The sequence below is a fragment of the Altererythrobacter sp. H2 genome (assembly GCF_035319885.1).
GTDB lineage: Bacteria > Pseudomonadota > Alphaproteobacteria > Sphingomonadales > Sphingomonadaceae > 34-65-8.
In genome coordinates, this window is the sequence record NZ_CP141285.1 from 2446040 (window position 1) to 2463147 (window position 17108).

18 protein-coding genes and 2 tRNA genes are annotated in these 17108 nt (G+C 63.7%); 12 read left to right on the forward strand and 8 right to left on the reverse strand.

Features of this window, described 5'->3' with window-relative positions:
• The first annotated feature begins 29 nt into the window (after positions 1-29).
• From U4960_RS12135 to accC, 4 genes are all read left to right on the forward strand, one after another.
• Positions 30-686, forward strand: coding sequence for a DUF2490 domain-containing protein (locus U4960_RS12135; RefSeq protein WP_324260896.1), 657 nt, complete (start codon positions 30-32; stop codon positions 684-686).
• Between the two features lie 69 nt (positions 687-755).
• On the forward strand, positions 756-1190 hold the full coding sequence (locus U4960_RS12140; protein WP_324260897.1) for a type II 3-dehydroquinate dehydratase: 435 nt from the start codon (positions 756-758) through the stop codon (positions 1188-1190).
• A 75-nt stretch (positions 1191-1265) separates the two neighbouring features.
• On the forward strand, positions 1266-1751 hold the full coding sequence (gene accB / locus U4960_RS12145; RefSeq protein WP_324260898.1) for an acetyl-CoA carboxylase biotin carboxyl carrier protein: 486 nt from the start codon (positions 1266-1268) through the stop codon (positions 1749-1751).
• 4 nt (positions 1752-1755) lie between these two features.
• The gene (gene accC / locus U4960_RS12150) at positions 1756-3105 is read left to right on the forward strand and encodes an acetyl-CoA carboxylase biotin carboxylase subunit (protein ID WP_324260899.1); all 1350 of its coding nucleotides are present in this window, start codon (positions 1756-1758) and stop codon (positions 3103-3105) included.
• On the opposite strand, the gene U4960_RS12155 is transcribed toward accC, so the two are convergent.
• Together U4960_RS12155 and U4960_RS12160 are read right to left on the reverse strand one after the other, a co-directional pair.
• Entirely contained in the window at positions 3102-3455 is a 354-nt protein-coding gene (locus tag U4960_RS12155) for a hypothetical protein (protein WP_324260900.1), read from the reverse strand. The two genes, accC and U4960_RS12155, sit on opposite strands and share 4 nt — an antisense overlap.
• Positions 3456-3472: 17 nt before the next feature.
• A complete protein-coding gene (locus tag U4960_RS12160; protein ID WP_324260901.1) occupies positions 3473-3937 on the reverse strand; it encodes an Lrp/AsnC family transcriptional regulator in 465 nt (154 codons plus the stop codon).
• Between the two features lie 230 nt (positions 3938-4167).
• On the opposite strand from U4960_RS12160, the gene U4960_RS12165 reads away from it, so the two are divergent.
• From U4960_RS12165 to U4960_RS12180, 4 genes are all read left to right on the forward strand, one after another.
• The gene (locus U4960_RS12165) at positions 4168-5865 is read left to right on the forward strand and encodes a sensor histidine kinase (RefSeq protein ID WP_324260902.1); all 1698 of its coding nucleotides are present in this window, start codon (positions 4168-4170) and stop codon (positions 5863-5865) included.
• Between the two features lie 40 nt (positions 5866-5905).
• Complete coding sequence (locus U4960_RS12170; protein ID WP_324260903.1) at positions 5906-6904, forward strand: polysaccharide deacetylase family protein; 999 nt, start codon at positions 5906-5908, stop codon at positions 6902-6904.
• Between the two features lie 106 nt (positions 6905-7010).
• Positions 7011-7084, forward strand: a tRNA-Ile gene (locus U4960_RS12175).
• Positions 7085-7192: 108 nt separating this feature from the next.
• Positions 7193-7269 (forward strand) — tRNA-Pro (locus tag U4960_RS12180).
• Positions 7270-7323: 54 nt separating this feature from the next.
• Here U4960_RS12180 and copC read toward each other — a convergent pair.
• Genes copC through U4960_RS12195 form a run of 3 tightly spaced genes read right to left on the reverse strand, consistent with a single transcriptional unit; the run spans position 7324 to position 10544 of the window.
• On the reverse strand, positions 7324-7713 hold the full coding sequence (gene copC / locus U4960_RS12185; RefSeq protein WP_324260904.1) for a copper homeostasis periplasmic binding protein CopC: 390 nt from the start codon (positions 7711-7713) through the stop codon (positions 7324-7326).
• 30 nt (positions 7714-7743) lie between these two features.
• Positions 7744-8757, reverse strand: coding sequence for a copper resistance protein B (locus U4960_RS12190; protein WP_324260905.1), 1014 nt, complete (start codon positions 8755-8757; stop codon positions 7744-7746).
• Positions 8754-10544, reverse strand: coding sequence for a copper resistance system multicopper oxidase (locus tag U4960_RS12195; RefSeq protein ID WP_324260906.1), 1791 nt, complete (start codon positions 10542-10544; stop codon positions 8754-8756). The genes U4960_RS12190 and U4960_RS12195 overlap by 4 nt, the downstream gene beginning before the upstream one ends.
• A gap of 72 nt (positions 10545-10616) precedes the next feature.
• Here U4960_RS12195 and U4960_RS12200 point away from each other — a divergent pair, with 72 nt between their 5' ends.
• From U4960_RS12200 to U4960_RS12210, 3 genes are all read left to right on the forward strand, one after another.
• Positions 10617-10889: a metal-sensitive transcriptional regulator gene (locus tag U4960_RS12200; protein WP_324260907.1), complete on the forward strand. Its 273-nt coding sequence runs from the start codon at positions 10617-10619 to the stop codon at positions 10887-10889.
• Between the two features lie 27 nt (positions 10890-10916).
• Entirely contained in the window at positions 10917-11660 is a 744-nt protein-coding gene (locus tag U4960_RS12205; RefSeq protein ID WP_324260908.1) for a glutaredoxin family protein, read from the forward strand.
• A 74-nt stretch (positions 11661-11734) separates the two neighbouring features.
• Positions 11735-11989: a hypothetical protein gene (locus U4960_RS12210; protein ID WP_324260909.1), complete on the forward strand. Its 255-nt coding sequence runs from the start codon at positions 11735-11737 to the stop codon at positions 11987-11989.
• 102 nt (positions 11990-12091) lie between these two features.
• Here the strand turns inward: U4960_RS12210 and U4960_RS12215 are convergent, their stop codons facing one another.
• The gene (locus U4960_RS12215) at positions 12092-13462 is read right to left on the reverse strand and encodes a M28 family peptidase (protein WP_324260910.1); all 1371 of its coding nucleotides are present in this window, start codon (positions 13460-13462) and stop codon (positions 12092-12094) included.
• 113 nt (positions 13463-13575) lie between these two features.
• Here U4960_RS12215 and ettA point away from each other — a divergent pair, with 113 nt between their 5' ends.
• Positions 13576-15249 carry an energy-dependent translational throttle protein EttA gene (ettA, locus tag U4960_RS12220; RefSeq protein WP_324260911.1) on the forward strand — a complete coding sequence of 558 codons (1674 nt, stop codon included), beginning with the start codon at positions 13576-13578 and terminating at the stop codon, positions 15247-15249.
• Between the two features lie 51 nt (positions 15250-15300).
• On the opposite strand, the gene U4960_RS12225 is transcribed toward ettA, so the two are convergent.
• Positions 15301-16590: a hypothetical protein gene (locus U4960_RS12225; protein ID WP_324260912.1), complete on the reverse strand. Its 1290-nt coding sequence runs from the start codon at positions 16588-16590 to the stop codon at positions 15301-15303.
• Positions 16590-17105 (reverse strand): hypothetical protein, encoded by a 516-nt coding sequence (locus U4960_RS12230; protein WP_324260913.1) that lies wholly within the window; start codon positions 17103-17105, stop codon positions 16590-16592. Before U4960_RS12230 ends, U4960_RS12225 begins: the two co-directional genes overlap by 1 nt.
• Positions 17106-17108 lie beyond the last annotated feature (3 nt).

Below are 17108 nucleotides of genomic sequence, written 5' to 3' on the forward strand. Positions count from 1 at the left end.
TTCATCGTGTCCATCAATGGAGTGTTGCCGTGCTCAGACCCCTTATCGCACTCTCCGGCTTTGCCTTGATGACTTCCCCGTCATCCGCCCTCGCCAGTGACGAAGCGTTCGAATTCTGGCTCAATCCCTCGGTCAGCACCGGCCTCGATGAAAATACCGGCATCGAAATCGAAACTGCCCAGCGTTTCCGCGATGCTGATGACGGCCGCGCTGACACCTACTTTGCCCGCCTGTGGCTGAACCAGCAGGCCAGCGATACGGTTACCGTGAGCGGCGCGTTCGAACGGCGGATCAATGATGGCAGCGCGAACGAAACGCGCCTGATCCAGCAGATCACCACCCGCCACAGCATTGTGCGCACGCGGTTGCGACTGGAGCAGCGTTTCGTCGACAGCGCCGACCGGATGGGACTGCGCCTTCGCCCTCGCCTGGGTTTGTCCGTGCCACTGGACATCGATGGACGCTGGAGCCTGAAAAGCGATGCCGAGCTGTTCCTGACCTTGCGCAGCAACAACCGCGGAGGGGACCAGGGTCTGACCGGGCTTCGCACCCAGGTCGGGATTGGCTATGATTTCAACGATCGCCTGTCGATCAGTGCGGCGTATCTGCGCCAGCAGGACTTTGTGGATCGCGGGCCAGACGATGTGGGCCACGCCCCGGTCATCGGCCTGGAGTTCGCCTTCTGACCGGGCCCGGACCTGAACGCTGTGCCCGAAAGGCTTTCTAAGTTCCCGGGCAAACGCTAACCGGCGCCCATGACCAGCACGATCTATGTCCTCAACGGCCCCAACCTCAACCTGCTCGGCCTGCGCGAGCCGGAGATCTACGGCACCGCCACGCTCGACGATATTGCGGGAATGCTGGAAGACCGCGCGCGTGATCTGGGCTTTGCCATCGACATGCGCCAGTCCAACCACGAGGGGCACCTGATCGATTGGTTACACGAAGCCCAGGCTGAAGGCGCGCGAGCGGTCTTGCTCAACGCTGGCGGATATACCCATACTTCGGTTGCCCTGCACGATGCGATCAAATCGATCACGGTGCCGGTGATCGAAGTTCACCTGTCCGACCCCAAGGCACGCGAAGCGTTCCGGCACCATTCCTTTGTTGGCCTTGCTGCAGCGAAAACAGTGGAGGGCCACGGCCCGCAGAGCTACCTGCTCGCGCTTGAGGCCGTAGCGGAATTGTAACTTTCCCGCTCCGCCCCCTTGCCAGCCACGCCCCAGCCGCGCATAGGCGGCGCGACATATTAACAAGGGGCTCTCATGGCCGATACCAAGGGCGCGTCCGGGCAAAAGTCCGGCATGAATGTCGATACCGCACTCGTGCGCGAGCTGGCGGAACTGCTGGCCGAAACAGGCCTCACGGAAATCGAGGTGGAAGACGGGACACGCAAAGTCCGCGTCTCGCGCGGTGGCAGCGTTGCCGCCCCGGCGATGTATGCTGCCCCGGCGGCAGCGGCCTCTTCGCATGCGCCGGCAGCACCTGCGCCTGCTGCGCCCGCCCCGGCGAACAACGCCAATGCGGTGAAATCGCCGATGGTGGGAACGGTCTATCTTGCCGCCGAGCCGGGTGCCGCGAACTTCGTCAGCGTTGGCCAGACGGTCAAGGCGGGCGACACGCTGGTCATCGTCGAGGCGATGAAGGTGATGAACCCGATCATCGCCGACCGTGCAGGCACGGTCGAAGCGATCCTGGTCGAGAATGCCCAGCCGGTCGAGTATGACCAGCCGCTGGTCGTGATCGCGTAAACCCATGGGCATTTCGCGCATCCTGATCGCCAACCGCGGCGAGATCGCCCTGCGCATCCACCGCGCAGCGCACGAAATGGGGATCGAAACGGTCGCGGTTCACTCCACTGCCGATGCCGATGCAATGCACGTGCGGCTGGCGGACCACGCGGTATGCATTGGCCCGCCGTCGGCGACCGACAGCTATCTGAACGTCGCTGCGATCATCTCGGCCGCAGAAATCGCCCACGCCGACGCCATTCATCCGGGCTACGGCTTCCTGTCCGAGAACGCCAAGTTCGCCGAGATTGTCGAAGCGCACGATCTCAAATGGATCGGCCCCAAGCCCGAACACATCCGGACCATGGGCGACAAGGTCATGGCCAAGAAAACCGCCGGCGACCTTGGCCTGCCGCTGGTGCCAGGCTCTGCCGGTGCCGTGTCCGAAATCGGCGAAGCACGCCAGATCGCGGCCGAGATCGGCTATCCCGTCATCATCAAGGCCGCCAGCGGCGGCGGCGGGCGCGGGATGAAGGTCTGCGAGAGCGAAGACACGCTCGAAACCCTGATGCAGCAGGCCGGAAGCGAGGCCAAGGCCGCATTCGGCGACGCCACCGTCTATATCGAGAAGTACCTCGGCAACCCGCGCCACATCGAATTCCAGGTATTCGGCGACGGCAACGGCAATGCCATCCACCTCGGCGAGCGTGACTGTTCGCTCCAGCGCCGCCACCAGAAGGTGCTGGAAGAAGCCCCCTCCCCGGTTCTGACCTCGGAAGACCGGGACCGGATGGGGGAGGTCTGCGCCGACGCCATGCGCAAGATGAGCTATCGCGGTGCCGGGACGATCGAATTCCTGTGGGAAAACGGCGAATTCTACTTCATCGAGATGAACACGCGTCTGCAGGTGGAGCATCCGGTAACCGAAGCGATCACCGGGGTCGATCTGGTGCGCGAGCAGATCCGCATAGCCGACGGCAAGCCGCTGTCGGTCACGCAGGACCAGATCGAATTCAAGGGCCACGCGATCGAGTGCCGCATCAATGCCGAAGATCCGTGGACCTTCGCCCCCAGCCCCGGCAAGATCACTGCCTATCACGCGGCCGGCGGGATGCATGTGCGGGTCGATTCCGGGCTCTACGCCGGTTACTCGGTGCCGCCTTATTACGACAGCATGATCGCCAAGCTGATTGTCTACGGCCGCAGCCGCGAAGGGTGCATCATGCGCCTGCGCCGCGCGCTGGAGGAAATGGTGGTCGAAGGGGTCAAGACCTCGATCCCGCTCCACCAGGAACTGCTGCGACAGCCCGACGTACTGAGCGGGGACTACAGCATCAAATGGCTGGAGGACTGGCTGCGGGAGCGGGCGGGCTAGACGCCGGACTTTTCGGCGTATTCGATACAGGCGACAACTGCTGCCCGAAGTTCGCCCGGCTGCACTGACCCCAAGAGCTCGTCTCTCAGTTGATTAAGCGCCGCGAACGCCTCCGGCTCACCGATTCCTTGCGGTATCGCGTAGGCATTCAGGTGCGTCATCAAGGCTACGAGCGACTTCGAGACGATTTGCGGATCGCGCTCGGCCTCACCGCTTGCCATCAGCCGATCGTAACTGCTGATCTGAGCGGCACAGCGCAGATGATCGTCATGCGACATCGCGCCGAAGGAAATGGCGCCAGCACTTTCCGCTGAGCATCCCGCCAAAGCGCTGGCGAGCGCGGCGACCATGACGGTGCAGGCCCCTCTCATTCCAGCGGAACCCCCGGCTCGTGCTTACTGGTACGGATCGTAAGGCTGGTCTTCACGCTAGCCACGTTGGGGGCCGGCGTGAGTTTGCTGGTGAGGAATTCCTGAAAGCTCTGCAGGTCACGGCTGACGATCTTGAGGATGAAATCGATTTCGCCGTTGAGCATGTGCACTTCGCGCACTTCAGGCAGCATCTTCATTGCCGCCTCGAATTCGCGCAGCGCATCCTCAGCCTGGCTCTTCAGGCTGACCATGGCGAATACGGTAATGGCAAAGCCGAGCTTGGTTGCATCGAGTTCGGCGTGATACCCCTTGATCACCCCATCTTCCTCGAGCGAGCGGACCCGCCGCAGGCACGGTGGTGCCGTCAGCCCCACCCGCTGGGCGAGTTCGACATTGGTAATCCGGCCCTCATCCTGCAATTCGGCCAACAGCCGCCGGTCGATGAAATCAAGATTGGACATGCACTCACCCCTGTAAACTTACGCGGAGAAGGCATATTCGCTCCACCACCCGCAACGAATGCCACGCTCCAGGTCGGGTGGCGATAATATTGTTGTTTCTGGCAGCAATTGTCCCGCTTTGCAACGCCTGCCATGTCTGTGCATACGCCCGGCCCGCCCCTTGCTAGTATCCAAGCGGGCAGGCACCTCGCGGAGGTTCGAGCGTATTCACCTCGCCCGCCGGAGAACCCATGCGTTTCGATGACCGCCTTGCCACTGTGCTGCGCCACCGCGCCGCCGGTGCGCGCGCGGCGCGTACGCAGTTTCGGCAATTGCTCGATCTGCTCGATCAGCCGCGCGATTCGCGGGACCGGAGCCTGCTGGCATCGGCGTGGCTGCGGCTCGGTGCGCTCGGGGAAGCTATCCCTGCCAGCGAACGGGCGGCCCTGCTGCGCGATCCTTCGGTGCGCATCCGCAACGCCGAACTGGCCGCCCATTTGGCCGAGGACGAGCCGGACGTGGCCGCTGCTGCACTGGCGAGAGCACACCTGTCGCAAGACGACTGGGAGGCCCTGATCCCGCGCTTGCCGATCCGCGCACGCGGATTTCTGCGCTTTCGCCGGGATTTGCCCGAGGGAACGGTAAGGTTGCTTGACCGGCTGGGCATTCATGACCGGGGCCTGCCTCAACCGGTAGCGACTGAACTGGCGGCGGCCCAGCCGGATGCCGGAACTGCCCCGCCCCCTCCCACCGATGCGGATCCCGAAGAGACAGCGTTGGCCGAAGCCGAAGCAGAGGACAGCGAAATCGGCGCGCTGGTCAAGCGCATCGAGGCGTTCCGCCAGGCCCGCTTTGCGCCTTCATCGGTTGTCGAAGCCCCGCGCCTCCCCCTCGGTGATCGGACGGGCGAGAATGATCGCCCACGGGTTGCCAGCTTTGCCTTCAGCACCGACGTCGCAGGCCAGCTTGACTGGGCCGATCCCGCCATTGCCCCGGCAGTTGTCGGTATGCACCTTGCCGATTGCATTGTCGGTCGGGTAGCCCCGCTCGCTCTGCGGCAGCCCTTGCGTAGCGCCCCGGCCACAGTGGCGGGGGCCCCCGCGATTGCGGGCGACTGGATCATCGATGCAGCCCCGCGCTTTGCCCGCGAAACAGGCGCGTTCGCCGGCTTTGTCGGGCGATTCTGCCGGCCGCCGGAACCGGCTGCGAATGATGCGGCCGCAGAACCCTCCGAAGGCGATCGGATGCGCCAGCTGCTGCATGAATTGCGCACCCCGGTAAACGCGATCCAGGGATATGCCGAAATCATCCAGCAGCAATTGTTCAGCGCTGTGCCGCACGAATACCGCGCGCTGGCGGCCACCATCGCAGGCGATGCCGCACGGATCATGGCCGGCTTCGACGAGATGGACCGGCTGGCCCGGCTGGAGACCGGATCGTTCGAGATCGAACCCGGCGCCTGCGATCTGGGCGCCGTGATCGAGCGCCAGCTCGCGTTGTTGCGCCCTGTCATCGAGCCGCGCATGGCCGATATACATGCCACGATGGCGACCGGGCCCTGCCCGGTAGCCCTCGCCCCGGCTGACGGCGAAGCGCTTGCCTGGCGACTTCTGGCAACCCTGGCAGGATCGCTGGCTGCCGGCGAGCGTCTGGTGTTGTCGCTCAGCCGCACCTCGCGCGAAGTCCTGCTCAGCTGCGATCTGCCTGCCGCCCTTGCTGGCGAAGACGACGTATTTGCGGCGACTGCGCGGGCGGCAAGCGGGGCGCTCTCCGCCGGTGCGTTCGGTGCAGGCTTTGCGCTGCGGCTGGTCCGCGCCGAGGTGCGGGCCGTCGGCGGTTCGCTTGCCCGGGTTGACGACAGCTTGCTGCTGGTACTTCCACTCTTGACCGGCATCGTGCCGGTTCCTAGCGCTCTTGCCGGTGCCGGAGGGGAAGCCGGGACCGGGTAACAGCCGCGGATGTGTGCGGCCAAATACGGGAACCAGCCAGGTGGGACCATCGCTGCGCGAACCGCCCGCCCGTGGAGCGCGGGCACGATTTGCTGACGGGTTCGGCCAGCGGGCCTTGCTGACAATCGATACCGAAGAAGAATTCAACTGGGGAGGCGAGTTCTCCAAGAGCGGCTATGGTCTTGACCATGTGACCCGCCTGGCGAAGTTCCAGGAGTTCTGCGAGAACCTCGAGGTCGTGCCGGTCTATCTGGTGGACTGGCCGATTGCGACGTCGCGCGAGGCAATCGATATCCTTGCGCCTGCCGCTGCCGCTGGCAAGGCAGAGATCGGAGTGCAGTTGCACCCCTGGGTCAACCCCCCGCACCAGGAAGACGTCAACACCCGCAACTCGTTTGCGGGCAACCTTCCTTACGAGCTCGAACGTGCGAAGCTGCTGCGCCTGCGCGACGAAATTGCCCGCGCCTTCGGCGTCAATCCGCTGATCTACCGCGCAGGCCGTTACGGCACCGGCCCACGCACCGCCGAAATCCTGATGGAGGCGGGTATCGCGATCGACACCTCCGTCCGCAGCAATTTCGATTACAGTGCTCAGCAGGGTCCGGATTACAGCAGTCACCCGCTGGAGCCCTACTGGCTGGGCAAGGACAAAGTGCTGCTCGAACTGCCCGTTACCACCGTGTTTTGGGGCATTCTGAGGCGGCAGGGCCCGATGCTCCACCGGCTGGCGAAAAACCTGCCGCTGTTGCGCGGAGCACTTTCGCGCCTGGGCCTGCTGGAAAAGATCGCTCTGACGCCTGAAGGCGTGCGGCTGGATGAGGCGATCCGTGGGATCGATATCGCGATTGACGACGGGCTTCCGGTGATCGTGCTGTCTTTTCACAGTCCTTCGCTGGTGCCAGGCTTCACGCCTTACGTTCACACGGAAGCCGACCTCGACCGGCTCTATGGCTGGTTGCGCGGGGTCTATGCCTACCTGCGCCAGCGAGGGATAGCACCCACGACGGTTACGGAAATCATGCAGGCCGTCGCACGATAAAAGCGGTCCTGCTGCGCACCGGGTGCCGAAATCGTGGCTATGCCTCCAGCCTGCTTGCCCTCCGCAGGGACAGCGGCTAGGGGCCACAGGCCTCTCGGCATCGGGAGGGCCTGTAGCTCAGTTGGTTAGAGCTGGCCGCTCATAACGGCTAGGTCGCGGGTTCGAGTCCTGCCGGGCCCACCGGATGCAAAAGGCAAGTCAAGTTGGCCCTCAGGCCGCCGCAAGGTGGTAGGCCAGAAAGAGCATTGGCCTCAAGCAGCCGCGAGGCGGTAGGCCAGAAAAGAGCGTCGGGGAGTGGCGCAGTCCGGTAGCGCGCCTGCTTTGGGAGCAGGATGTCGCAGGTTCGAATCCTGTCTCCCCGACCACTTTCTACAATCCGCCGCCTCCGGAAGATATGGGCCGCAGGCTCAGGCCCTCGATCACTGCACCACGAAATTGACCGTTCCGGTCATGCGGTGCGCATCGGCTCCCACGGCATGCCATCGCACCTCGTACGTCCCCGCCCGAAGGGGTTGCCGCAGGTTGAGCGTCATGGTCCGGTTTTCATCCGACCAGGCCGTGGTGAAATTGCGGATCGCCATCTCGCCGTGGTTCTTCACCCCCGGCATGGCCGTCATCACAATGCTGGCGGCGGTGGTGGCAGGTTGCAGCGGATCGCTGAACGTGAGCGTGATCACCCGGGGCGACGAGACTGTCGAACCGTCCGCCGGGGTGGACGCCGCCACATCGGCCTGGGCAAAGGCAGCGTGCGGCATGGCGAGCGAGCTTGCAACGAGAGCGAGGGCGGCAAACCGGAAGGGACGTGTCATGAGGCTATTCCTTGTTCTTCAGGGCGTTCTTCAAAACCAGAAGCGTACGCCGACGACGTAGTGGGTGACGCTTGAATCTTCGCCGGCTGCCCGGGCCAGGCGGGCACTGCGGCCGGTGCGCCAGCTTTGCTCAACGCCAATGTACGGGGCGAACTCGCGCGTGATTTCGTAGCGGAGCCGCACTCCTGCTTCAACTTCATCAAGTCCGGCACCAATGCCAAGCTCCGGCACGTCCTGCGCGGCAAGCTGGACTTCGGCCCGGGGCTGAATGATCAGGCGCTGGGTGATCCGCTGATCAAGTTCGGCCTCGACCTTGGCGGTAATGTCCCCCCGGTGGGAGAGAAATACCGCCGCATCGATCTCGAACATGTAGGGCGCCAGCCCTTGCACACCGAGCACCCCATAGGTCGTGTCGTGCTCGCCGAAATCCTGCCGCACACCTGCCTGCACATCCCAGAACGGGTCTATCGCGGCCGAATAGAGCGCCTGGAGCCCGGCCTCTTCGATATCGCCGCCAAACGCGCCCTCGCCTTCGCTCTTGAACCAGAAGCGACGGGTTGGGCCGCCATAATAGCCCTGCAAATCCCACAGGTAGCTCTCGCTGCCTTGGCTGAACTGAGCTTCGAACCGGTCCGCCTGGAACCAGAATGTGGCGAAATCGCCATGGGTCCGCCGCAGCTCGTCGCGTGCCGCCTGCATCGCCGCTGCGCCCCAGATCGCATCGGCGGCGCGCGGCGGCCCGCTGCCTGCTTCGGGCGGCGCGGGGGTCTCCATCGTCGGACCGGGCGACGGATCTCCCGGTTCATGGTTCATTTCGGCATGATTCATGTCGGCATGGTTCATCGAGCCATGATTCATCGCGTCATGATTCATGGTGGAGTGATCGGGTTCGCTTGGCTCGGGTGCGTGCCCTTGGTGGGCCTCATGGCTCTCGGCACGTAGCGCTTCCTCAGACTGATGGGCAGAGTGGTCCTGCGCCACTGCGGAAACGGACCAGCCCAGAAGGGACAGGGCGGCTGCCGCAAAGGTGATACGCGCGATCATGCCCCACCCTCCGGCCCGACCACGGTGACTGTCTGCATCATGCCGCCATGCATGTGGTAGAGCAGGTGGCAGTGAAACGCCCAGTCGCCCGGCTCATTGGCGGTCAGGTCGAACGTAGCGCTGGCCCCGGGCTGCACCACAACCACATTCTTGCGCGGCTGACGGGCGGGAACCTGGCCGTTGACCACTTCGAAGAACATGCCGTGGAGGTGGATCGGATGCGCCATCATGGTGTTGTTGACCAGCTTCACCCGCACCCGCTCGTTCCAGGCAAACCGGATCGGCACATCGCTGACCGCGCTGAACATCTTGCCGTCGAACGACCACATGTAGCGTTCCATGTTCCCGGTCAGATGGATTTCCAGCAGGCGGCTGGGCTCCCGCGTATCGCGGTTGGGTTCCAGCGCGGCAAGCATACGGTAGTTGAGCACGCGGTGTTGCACGTCGCGCAAGCCGAGCCCGGGGTCGCCCGTCTTGTCGACCGGCGCCATAGAGACCATGTCGAGACCTGGGCCAATGGCCACATCCGGCGGCAGCAAGGCGGTATCGCGCATGCTCATGCCATCCATGCTGTGACTGGCCTCAGTTTCCGGGCTGGCGTTCCCGTGATCACCGTGTCCGCCGTGTCCTCCTGCATGACCTCCGTCCCCCTCGGCCGGGCCGTGGTTCATCCCCATATCGGCCATGGTAAGCAGAGGCGGATCGCGCAGCGCCGGGACTGTTGCCCGTGCGCCTGCGCGGCTCGCCAGCATTGCCAGAGCCATGCCGGAGCGGTCCATGCTTTCGGCCACGATCGGGTAGGCTTCGGCCGAGCCGCATTCGATGATCACGTCATAGGTTTCAGCCGTGGCAATCTGAAGCTCGTCGACTTCGACCGGCCGCACGTTCTGCCCGTCAGCGGCGATCACGGTCATTGGCAGGCCCGGTATGCGGACGTTGAAAAAGGTCATGGCGGACCCGTTGATCAGCCGCAGCCGGATGCGCTCACCGGGTCGGAACAGGTATTCGAGCCCTTCCTCCGGACCGCGCCCGTTGGCAAGATAGGTGTAGGTCGGCGCGCTTACGTCCGCGATGTCGGTCGGCATCATGCGCATCTGCGCCCACATGCGGCGCTCTGCCCCGCTCATCGGATATTCGTCGGTCCAGGCCGAAAGCTGGCGGTTGAAGTAGCCTTCTCCGGTGCGCAGCCTGCTCATGATGAAATGCGGGTGGAGCGGGGTAAACTCGCTCAGCAGCAGGATGTAGTCGCGATCGTATTCGACTGGTTCGGTACCTGCGGGATCGATCACCAGCGGCCCATAATGGCCTGCCTGTTCCTGGAGCCCGGAGTGGCTGTGATACCAATAGGTGCCTGATTGCCGGATCGGAAACTCGTACCCGAAAGTCTCATGCGGCTTGATGCCCGGAAAGCTTACGCCGGGAACGCCGTCCATCTGGAACGGCAGCAGCAATCCGTGCCAGTGGATCGAAGTGTCCTCACCCAGATGGTTGGTCACGTTGAGCCGGACGTTCTGCCCCTCGCGCAGGCGGATCAGCGGCCCGGGCACGCTGCCGTTGACGGCAATGCCATGCCCCCTGCGCCCCTGCACCACGCGCCGCCCGCCGGCCACGGAAAGATCGATAACCTCTCCGCTGAGCTGGTCGAAGCCGACGCGGATCGGGGGGCCATCGTGGTTCATCAGGCTGTGCCCCTGCGCCCAGGCCGGCAACGCCGGGAGGCTCGCCAGCGCAGCGCCTCCGCCAAGTCCACCAAGCACAGCACGGCGCGAAAGATTATTCACTGTCATTGACCCTTGATTCCGGATTGGCACGGGACATATAGGATACCCCAGTAGGGTATATCAAGTGGGGAATGGGCGATGGCCAGGGACAAGCAGGATACGATCAACCGCCTCAGGCGGATCGAAGGACAAGTGCGTGGTGTGGCGCAGATGGTGGCGGATGATCGCTATTGTATCGACATCATGCACCAGATGCAGGCCATCAAGGCTGCGCTGGCGAAAGTCGAAAGCGGCATTCTGAAGGAGCACGCTGCCTGCTGCGTTGCCGAAGCCATTGCCTCTGGCGACGTCGCCGAACAGCGGGACAAGTTCAATGAGCTCATCGACCTGTTCGAAAAAGTAAGACGCTGAGCGGGCCCGGGCCCAGGAGAATCTGCCATGAGCAAGTCTGCCACAATTTATCGCATGGTCATGGACGGCCACATCTGCCCGTGGGGGCTGAAGTCGCTCCATGTGCTGCGGTCCAACGGCTTTGCTGTCGATGATCGGTGGCTTGCAACCCGCAGCGAAACAGATGCCTTCAAGGAACAGCACGGGGTAACGACCACGCCCCAGGTGTTCATCGATGGCCAGCGGATTGGCGGGCATGACGACCTGTTGCGCTATCTCGGCAAACCCGTCCGCGATCCCGAAGCGCTGACCTATGCACCGGTGGTGGCGATCTTCGCCATGGCGGCTTTCATGGCCCTGGCGGCCCACTGGGTGGTAGCCGGGACCTTGTTCTCGGTACTCGCTGCGGAATGGTTTATCGCCTTTTCGATGTGTCTGCTGGCGCTGCAGAAGCTGCGCGACGTGGAAAGCTTTGCCACCCAGTTCCTTGGTTACGATCTGCTCGCCCAGCGGTGGGTACCCTATGCCCGGCTCTATCCGTGGCTGGAAGGGCTGGCAGGCGTACTGATGATTGCCGGTGCGCTCCACTGGCTGTCAGTGCCGGTGGCGCTGTTTATCGGTTCGATCGGTGCGGTGTCGGTGTTCTACGCCGTCTACATCCAGAAGCGGGAACTCAAATGCGCCTGCGTTGGGGGCAACTCGAACGTGCCTCTCGGATTTGTTTCCCTGACTGAAAACCTGATGATGATCGCCATGGCGCTGTGGATGGTGGCCAAGCCGCAGCTTCTTTAAGCTGCGGCGCCGCTGGAACGAGCCTGCGCGTGCTGCGTTACCATCCTATCCTGAACCCAGAATAGGAGAGTTCGATGCTCTACCGCGCACGCAAAATGGTATCTGTCTTCGCTGCTTCTGCCGCCGCCCTTGCACTGGGCGCCTGCGATGTGGAGCAGACCGAAGAAGGCGAAATGCCGGAGATCGAGGTCGAAGGCGGCAACATGCCTGAATACAATGTCGATGCACCCGATGTCGACGTCACGACCGAAGAGCGCACGGTCGAAGTGCCCGTGATCGACGTAGAGCCAGCGGACGCGAGCGAGGAACCCGCCGCAGAGCGCGAGTAACGCGCAACTCATGGGTAGGCCCGGCAGAACAGCCGGACCGCCTGCCAATCCAGCGAAAACAAGCCTGCCGGAGCGCCAGTTGTCGCTCCGGCAGTGCCTTGTTTAAGGCTTGATCGTGCCAGCCTCGTTGGCGAGGATGCCGACCACCTGAGTCCAGACTGCCACATTCTGCCTCAACTGGACCGGGTCGATCATGTCCAGAGTATCATTGGCTGTGTGGTGAAGATCGAAGTAGCGGGTGCCGTCCTGCTGCAGATCGATGATCCCCGTCTTCTGGTCTCGGGCAATGTCAATGTCCGCACCGCCCGTTGCCACAATGGCCGAATCCGCCACGCCGAACCGTGCGACAGATTTCGCGATGCGATCATGCAAGGCGCGGTTGCCATCGCGGAAATTGCTTTCAAAGCGCCAGATCCGGTCTGCCCCGAAATCGCTTTCCAGGCCTACCGCAATCGGTTCATCGATGTGCGCCGCAGAATAGGCCTTGCTGCCCCACAGGCCGGTTTCTTCCGCGCCTGCCATCAGCACGCGGATCGTGCGCAGCGGCTGTCCGGTCAGGCTGACATGCTTTGCCGCCGCCGCCACGATGCCGCAGCCGGCACCATCGTCGATCGCGCCCGTGCCGTTCCACCAGCTGTCGATATGACACGCCACCAGCACCGGCGGCAGCGAGGGATCGCGCCCCACGATCTCGCCCACGACGTTGCCGCTCATCGTGGTGCCCAGGCTGCGCGGGGTGAGGGTCAGCTTCATGGTAACCGGCTTGCCGTCTGCGCGGGCGAACATCCGCTCAAGGTTACGCGCATCGGGCATTGACAGCGCCCCTGCAGGGGTCGGTGCAACACCTTGCGGGAAATCGGTCCCGCCGGTGTGCGGTGTGCGGTCGCTATCGGTTCCTACCGACTTGATGACCGTTGCCACCGCCCCCTTGCTGGCCGCGATCCCGGCACCGACCCACCGCGCCGGCCCGGCAAAGCCATACTGGCTGCCGTCCTGCGTTTGGGTCATGGAATGGCTGATATAGGCGATCTTGCCCTTCAGGCTGCCAGCCGGGGCAGCGCGCAGTTCATCCACTGTGCGGAAGAAGACGACCTCGGCCGTTACACCTTCCGGTCCGGTCGAAGCAGTATCGCCCAGCGCCAGCACTTCGAGCGGCTGGGGGAACGGGCTGACGATTTCGGCCTTCGCCTCGCCCGGCACCCAGGTTTGCATCGGGAACGGTTCGTCTGCCACGTTGGCAAAGCCATGGCGCGTCAGCCAGCGCATCGCCCACTCACGCCCGCGCTTCTCCGCTTCGGTGCCGGCCTGCCGCGGACCGACTTCGGTGGTGATGCCTTCCACGAAATCCCACGCCAGCGCGTCGGACTTCAGGGCCATGTCGGCCTGCTGGTCCAGCGTCCGGGGCATGGGGGTGGTGGCCAGTGCCGGTGCGGCAAGCGAAAACGCGGCGAGCGCGAGGAGCGATGTCTTCATGCGGCAGACTGCTATCGCTGTGCCACAGCCAAGTCCAGCTTGCCCCCGCGTCGTCCACCGCCTATCTGCGCGCCAACCCTGCAACCGCTGAAATACCCGAAGGACCCCGCCCGATGGCCGCGCAATATGCCTATGTCATGAAGGACATGACCAAGACTTTCCCCGGTGCCCCCAAACCGGTGCTGGCGAACATCAACCTGCAATTCTACCAGGGCGCCAAGATCGGCATTGTCGGCCCCAACGGCGCAGGCAAGTCGACGCTGATCAAGATCATGGCCGGGATCGACAAGGATTTCACCGGCGAGGCCTGGCCAGGCGAAAACATCACCGTCGGCTATCTGGAGCAGGAGCCGGAACTCGATCCGACCAAGACGGTGCTCGAGAACGTCAAGGATGGTGCCCGCGCAGTTGCCGACATGGTCGAGCGGTTCAACCAGATCGGCATCGAAATGGGCGAAGACGGCGCCGACTTCGATGCGCTTGGCGCGGAAATGAGCGAACTGCAGGACAAGATCGATGCGGTTGACGGCTGGACGCTCGACAACCAGCTCGAAGTGGCGATGGAAGCCCTGCGCTGCCCTCCCGGCGACATGGGCGTGGAAAGCCTCTCCGGCGGGGAAAAGCGCCGCGTCGCGCTCACCCGCCTGCTGATCCAGAAGCCGGGCATCCTGCTGCTGGACGAACCGACCAACCACCTGGACGCCGAAAGCGTCCAGTGGCTGGAAAACCACCTGAAGGAATACGCCGGCGCGGTGCTGATGATCACCCACGACCGCTATTTCCTCGACAACGTGGTCGGCTGGATTCTCGAGCTCGACCGGGGCAGCTACTACCCCTACGAAGGCAATTATTCGACCTACCTCGAAAAGAAGGCCAAGCGGCTGGAGCAGGAAAGCCGCGAGGAATCGGGCCGTTCCAAGGCGCTCAAGGAAGAGCTGGAATGGATCCGGCAGACCCCCGCCGCGCGCCAGACCAAGTCCAAGGCGCGTATCCGCAAGTTCGAGCAGCTGCAGGACGCGCAGAACGACCGCAAGCCGGGCAAGGCGCAGATCGTAATCCAGGTGCCGGAACGGCTTGGCGGCAAGGTGATCGAAGCCAAGAACATCACCAAGGCCTACGGCGACAGCCTGTTGTTCGAGGACCTGAGCTTCACCCTTCCGCCGGGCGGCATTGTCGGCGTGATCGGGCCCAACGGCGCGGGCAAGTCCACCCTGTTCAAGATCCTGACCGGCAAGGAAACGCCCGACAGCGGCACCGTGGAAATGGGATCGACCGTCCGGCTGGGCTATGTCGACCAGAGCCGCGATCACCTGGACCCCAAGAAGAACGTGTGGGAGGAAATCTCCGACGGGCTCGACTACATGAAGGTCAATGGACACGACACCAGCACCCGGGCCTATGTCGGCGCGTTCAACTTCAAGGGCGCGGACCAGCAGAAGAACGTCGGCAAACTGTCAGGCGGAGAGCGCAACCGGGTCCACATGGCCAAGATGCTCAAGCAAGGCGGCAACGTGCTGCTGCTTGACGAGCCGACCAACGACCTTGACGTCGAAACCCTGGCCGCATTGGAAGACGCGATCGAGAACTTCGCCGGTTGCGCGGTGGTCATCAGCCACGACCGCTTCTTCCTTGACCGTCTCGCCACCCACATCCTCGCCTTCGAAGGCAACAGCCACGTCGAATGGTTTGAGGGCAACTTCGAAGCCTACGAGGAAGACAAGCGCCGCAGGCTGGGCGATGCGGCCGACCGGCCGACCCGCCTGGCTTACAAGAAGCTGACGCGCTGATCCGGTAAAATCAGGGAACGGAAGGGACCGGCCGCGCCGGTCCCAGCGTAGTCACAAATCCCCCGGCAGGGTCGGCTCGCTCAGCAGGCGGATCATCCGCGCCCAGCGTTCGGCCTGCCCCGGTCCGGACCGCTCGATGCTCGCCTGCACCATGTCGCGGCCCAGACCGTAGTTGATGATGTAGCTGCGATAGGTGTCGGTGAAACGCAGCGATTGGGCCGCGCGCTCGGGCGAGAGAAGCTGGTATTGCTGGAGCAGCGCCTTCGCTTTTTCCGCATCGATTTCGCCGGCGAGATACTGCGCGGAAATGGTGTAGCGCGCGGGGCCAAGCGCGCGGGTGGCGGCATTCAGCTTGCGGTAAGTGGCAAGGTCCGCGCCTTGCAATCCGGCCAGCGGGGCGAGCACGCGGGTCTCGAACTCCAGCTGCTCGTTACCCGGAAAAGCCAGGTCGATACCGTAATTGGCCGAGCCTTCCGCGATCAGCGACTGCGGCGAATAGAGCGGATAGACCGCGAATTCGACCCACCCCTTCCCGTTGACCAGATCGCGCTCCAGCAGGGCGTTGAACACGTGGTGGCCGGGGTAGCCTTCGTGGCAGCCGAGATCGACCGCGCGGTTCAGCCGGGTCGGCAGGTCGGTGTTGATCTCGATCCGCGAATGGTACTGGCCCTTGTAGTAATTGTACCCGCTCCACGGCTTGTCGGTGACATAGCCGAGGTCGAAGCTCTCGCCCGCCGGCAGCGTGAGGTGTTCGAGCGTACGGCGCTTGCATTCGGCAATCGCGGCATCGAACACGTCGGACAGACGGTCGGCGGGAATGTCGAACTGGCGGTTGAACCTGTCGAGCCGCTGCCACAGCGGGCCTTCGCCGGGGACCAGCGCGTCGATTTCAGCCAGCGCCGGGTCGAAGCTCTCCAGCGGCGGCGTTTCCGGGGTCACCCCGAACAGCCCCTGCGCTTCCTCCACGAACGAGAATTGCTCCCCGCGCATCATCCGGATGCGGGTGCGGGCGGCGGTCATCTGCGCGGCAAGGAAGCGCGCGCGGCGCTCGTCCATGCCGAGGCCTTCAACTCCGTCGTCGGCGAACTGCTCAGCCCGGAGCTTGAGCGCGGCCGTGCGCGCCTCCAGCATCGGAAGGCTCTGGCCGGGCGCCTCGGTCTTCGCCTTGTCCTGCACTGCCGGATCGCCGTAATAGGCGTCGATATAGCCAGCTTCCTTCTCGCCAATGGTCAGCTGGAGCAGGACGTAGTCGCTGGCGATGGCATCGAGACTGTCTGTCTTTGCCGGAACAGTGGCACAGGCGGACAGGGCGAGCGCACAAAATACTGCTAAGGACCGCATCACTCGCCTTTCCCGGTAAGCCAGCGGAACACGTGTTTCCAGAACCGTGCCTCGGCCAGCATGAGGTTCACGACAATGGGCGGGATCCCTTGGTCAATCAGTGCCTGCTCATTCGGGCTTTCACCGTAGACATAGCGAACCACCGCGACCAGCGCCGCAAGTTCGATGGCAATGATTACCGGTAGAGCGACCCACCGGAGCCATGCAAGGATCGGGAGCACCTCCCCTTCGCCGATTGGCATCAGCCATGCTGCGAGCGCGAGGCCCGCTGCCGCCATCCCAACCGAACGAATCAACGCCGCGCGCAGGGTGACGCGGCTGCGAAGGAACACGAAATAGAGCAGCGGGAGAAACACCCCGAAATCGAACAGGAACACGCGCTCCATCATGATCGGGTCGGCGATCGCATCTGGTGTGGTCGACAGGTTCCACCCGGCCGCAAGCCACAGCGGGAGCAGAAGATAAAACCAGTGGTTCCGTGCCGTTTCGACAATCCGAGAGTGTACTCTGACCATTTC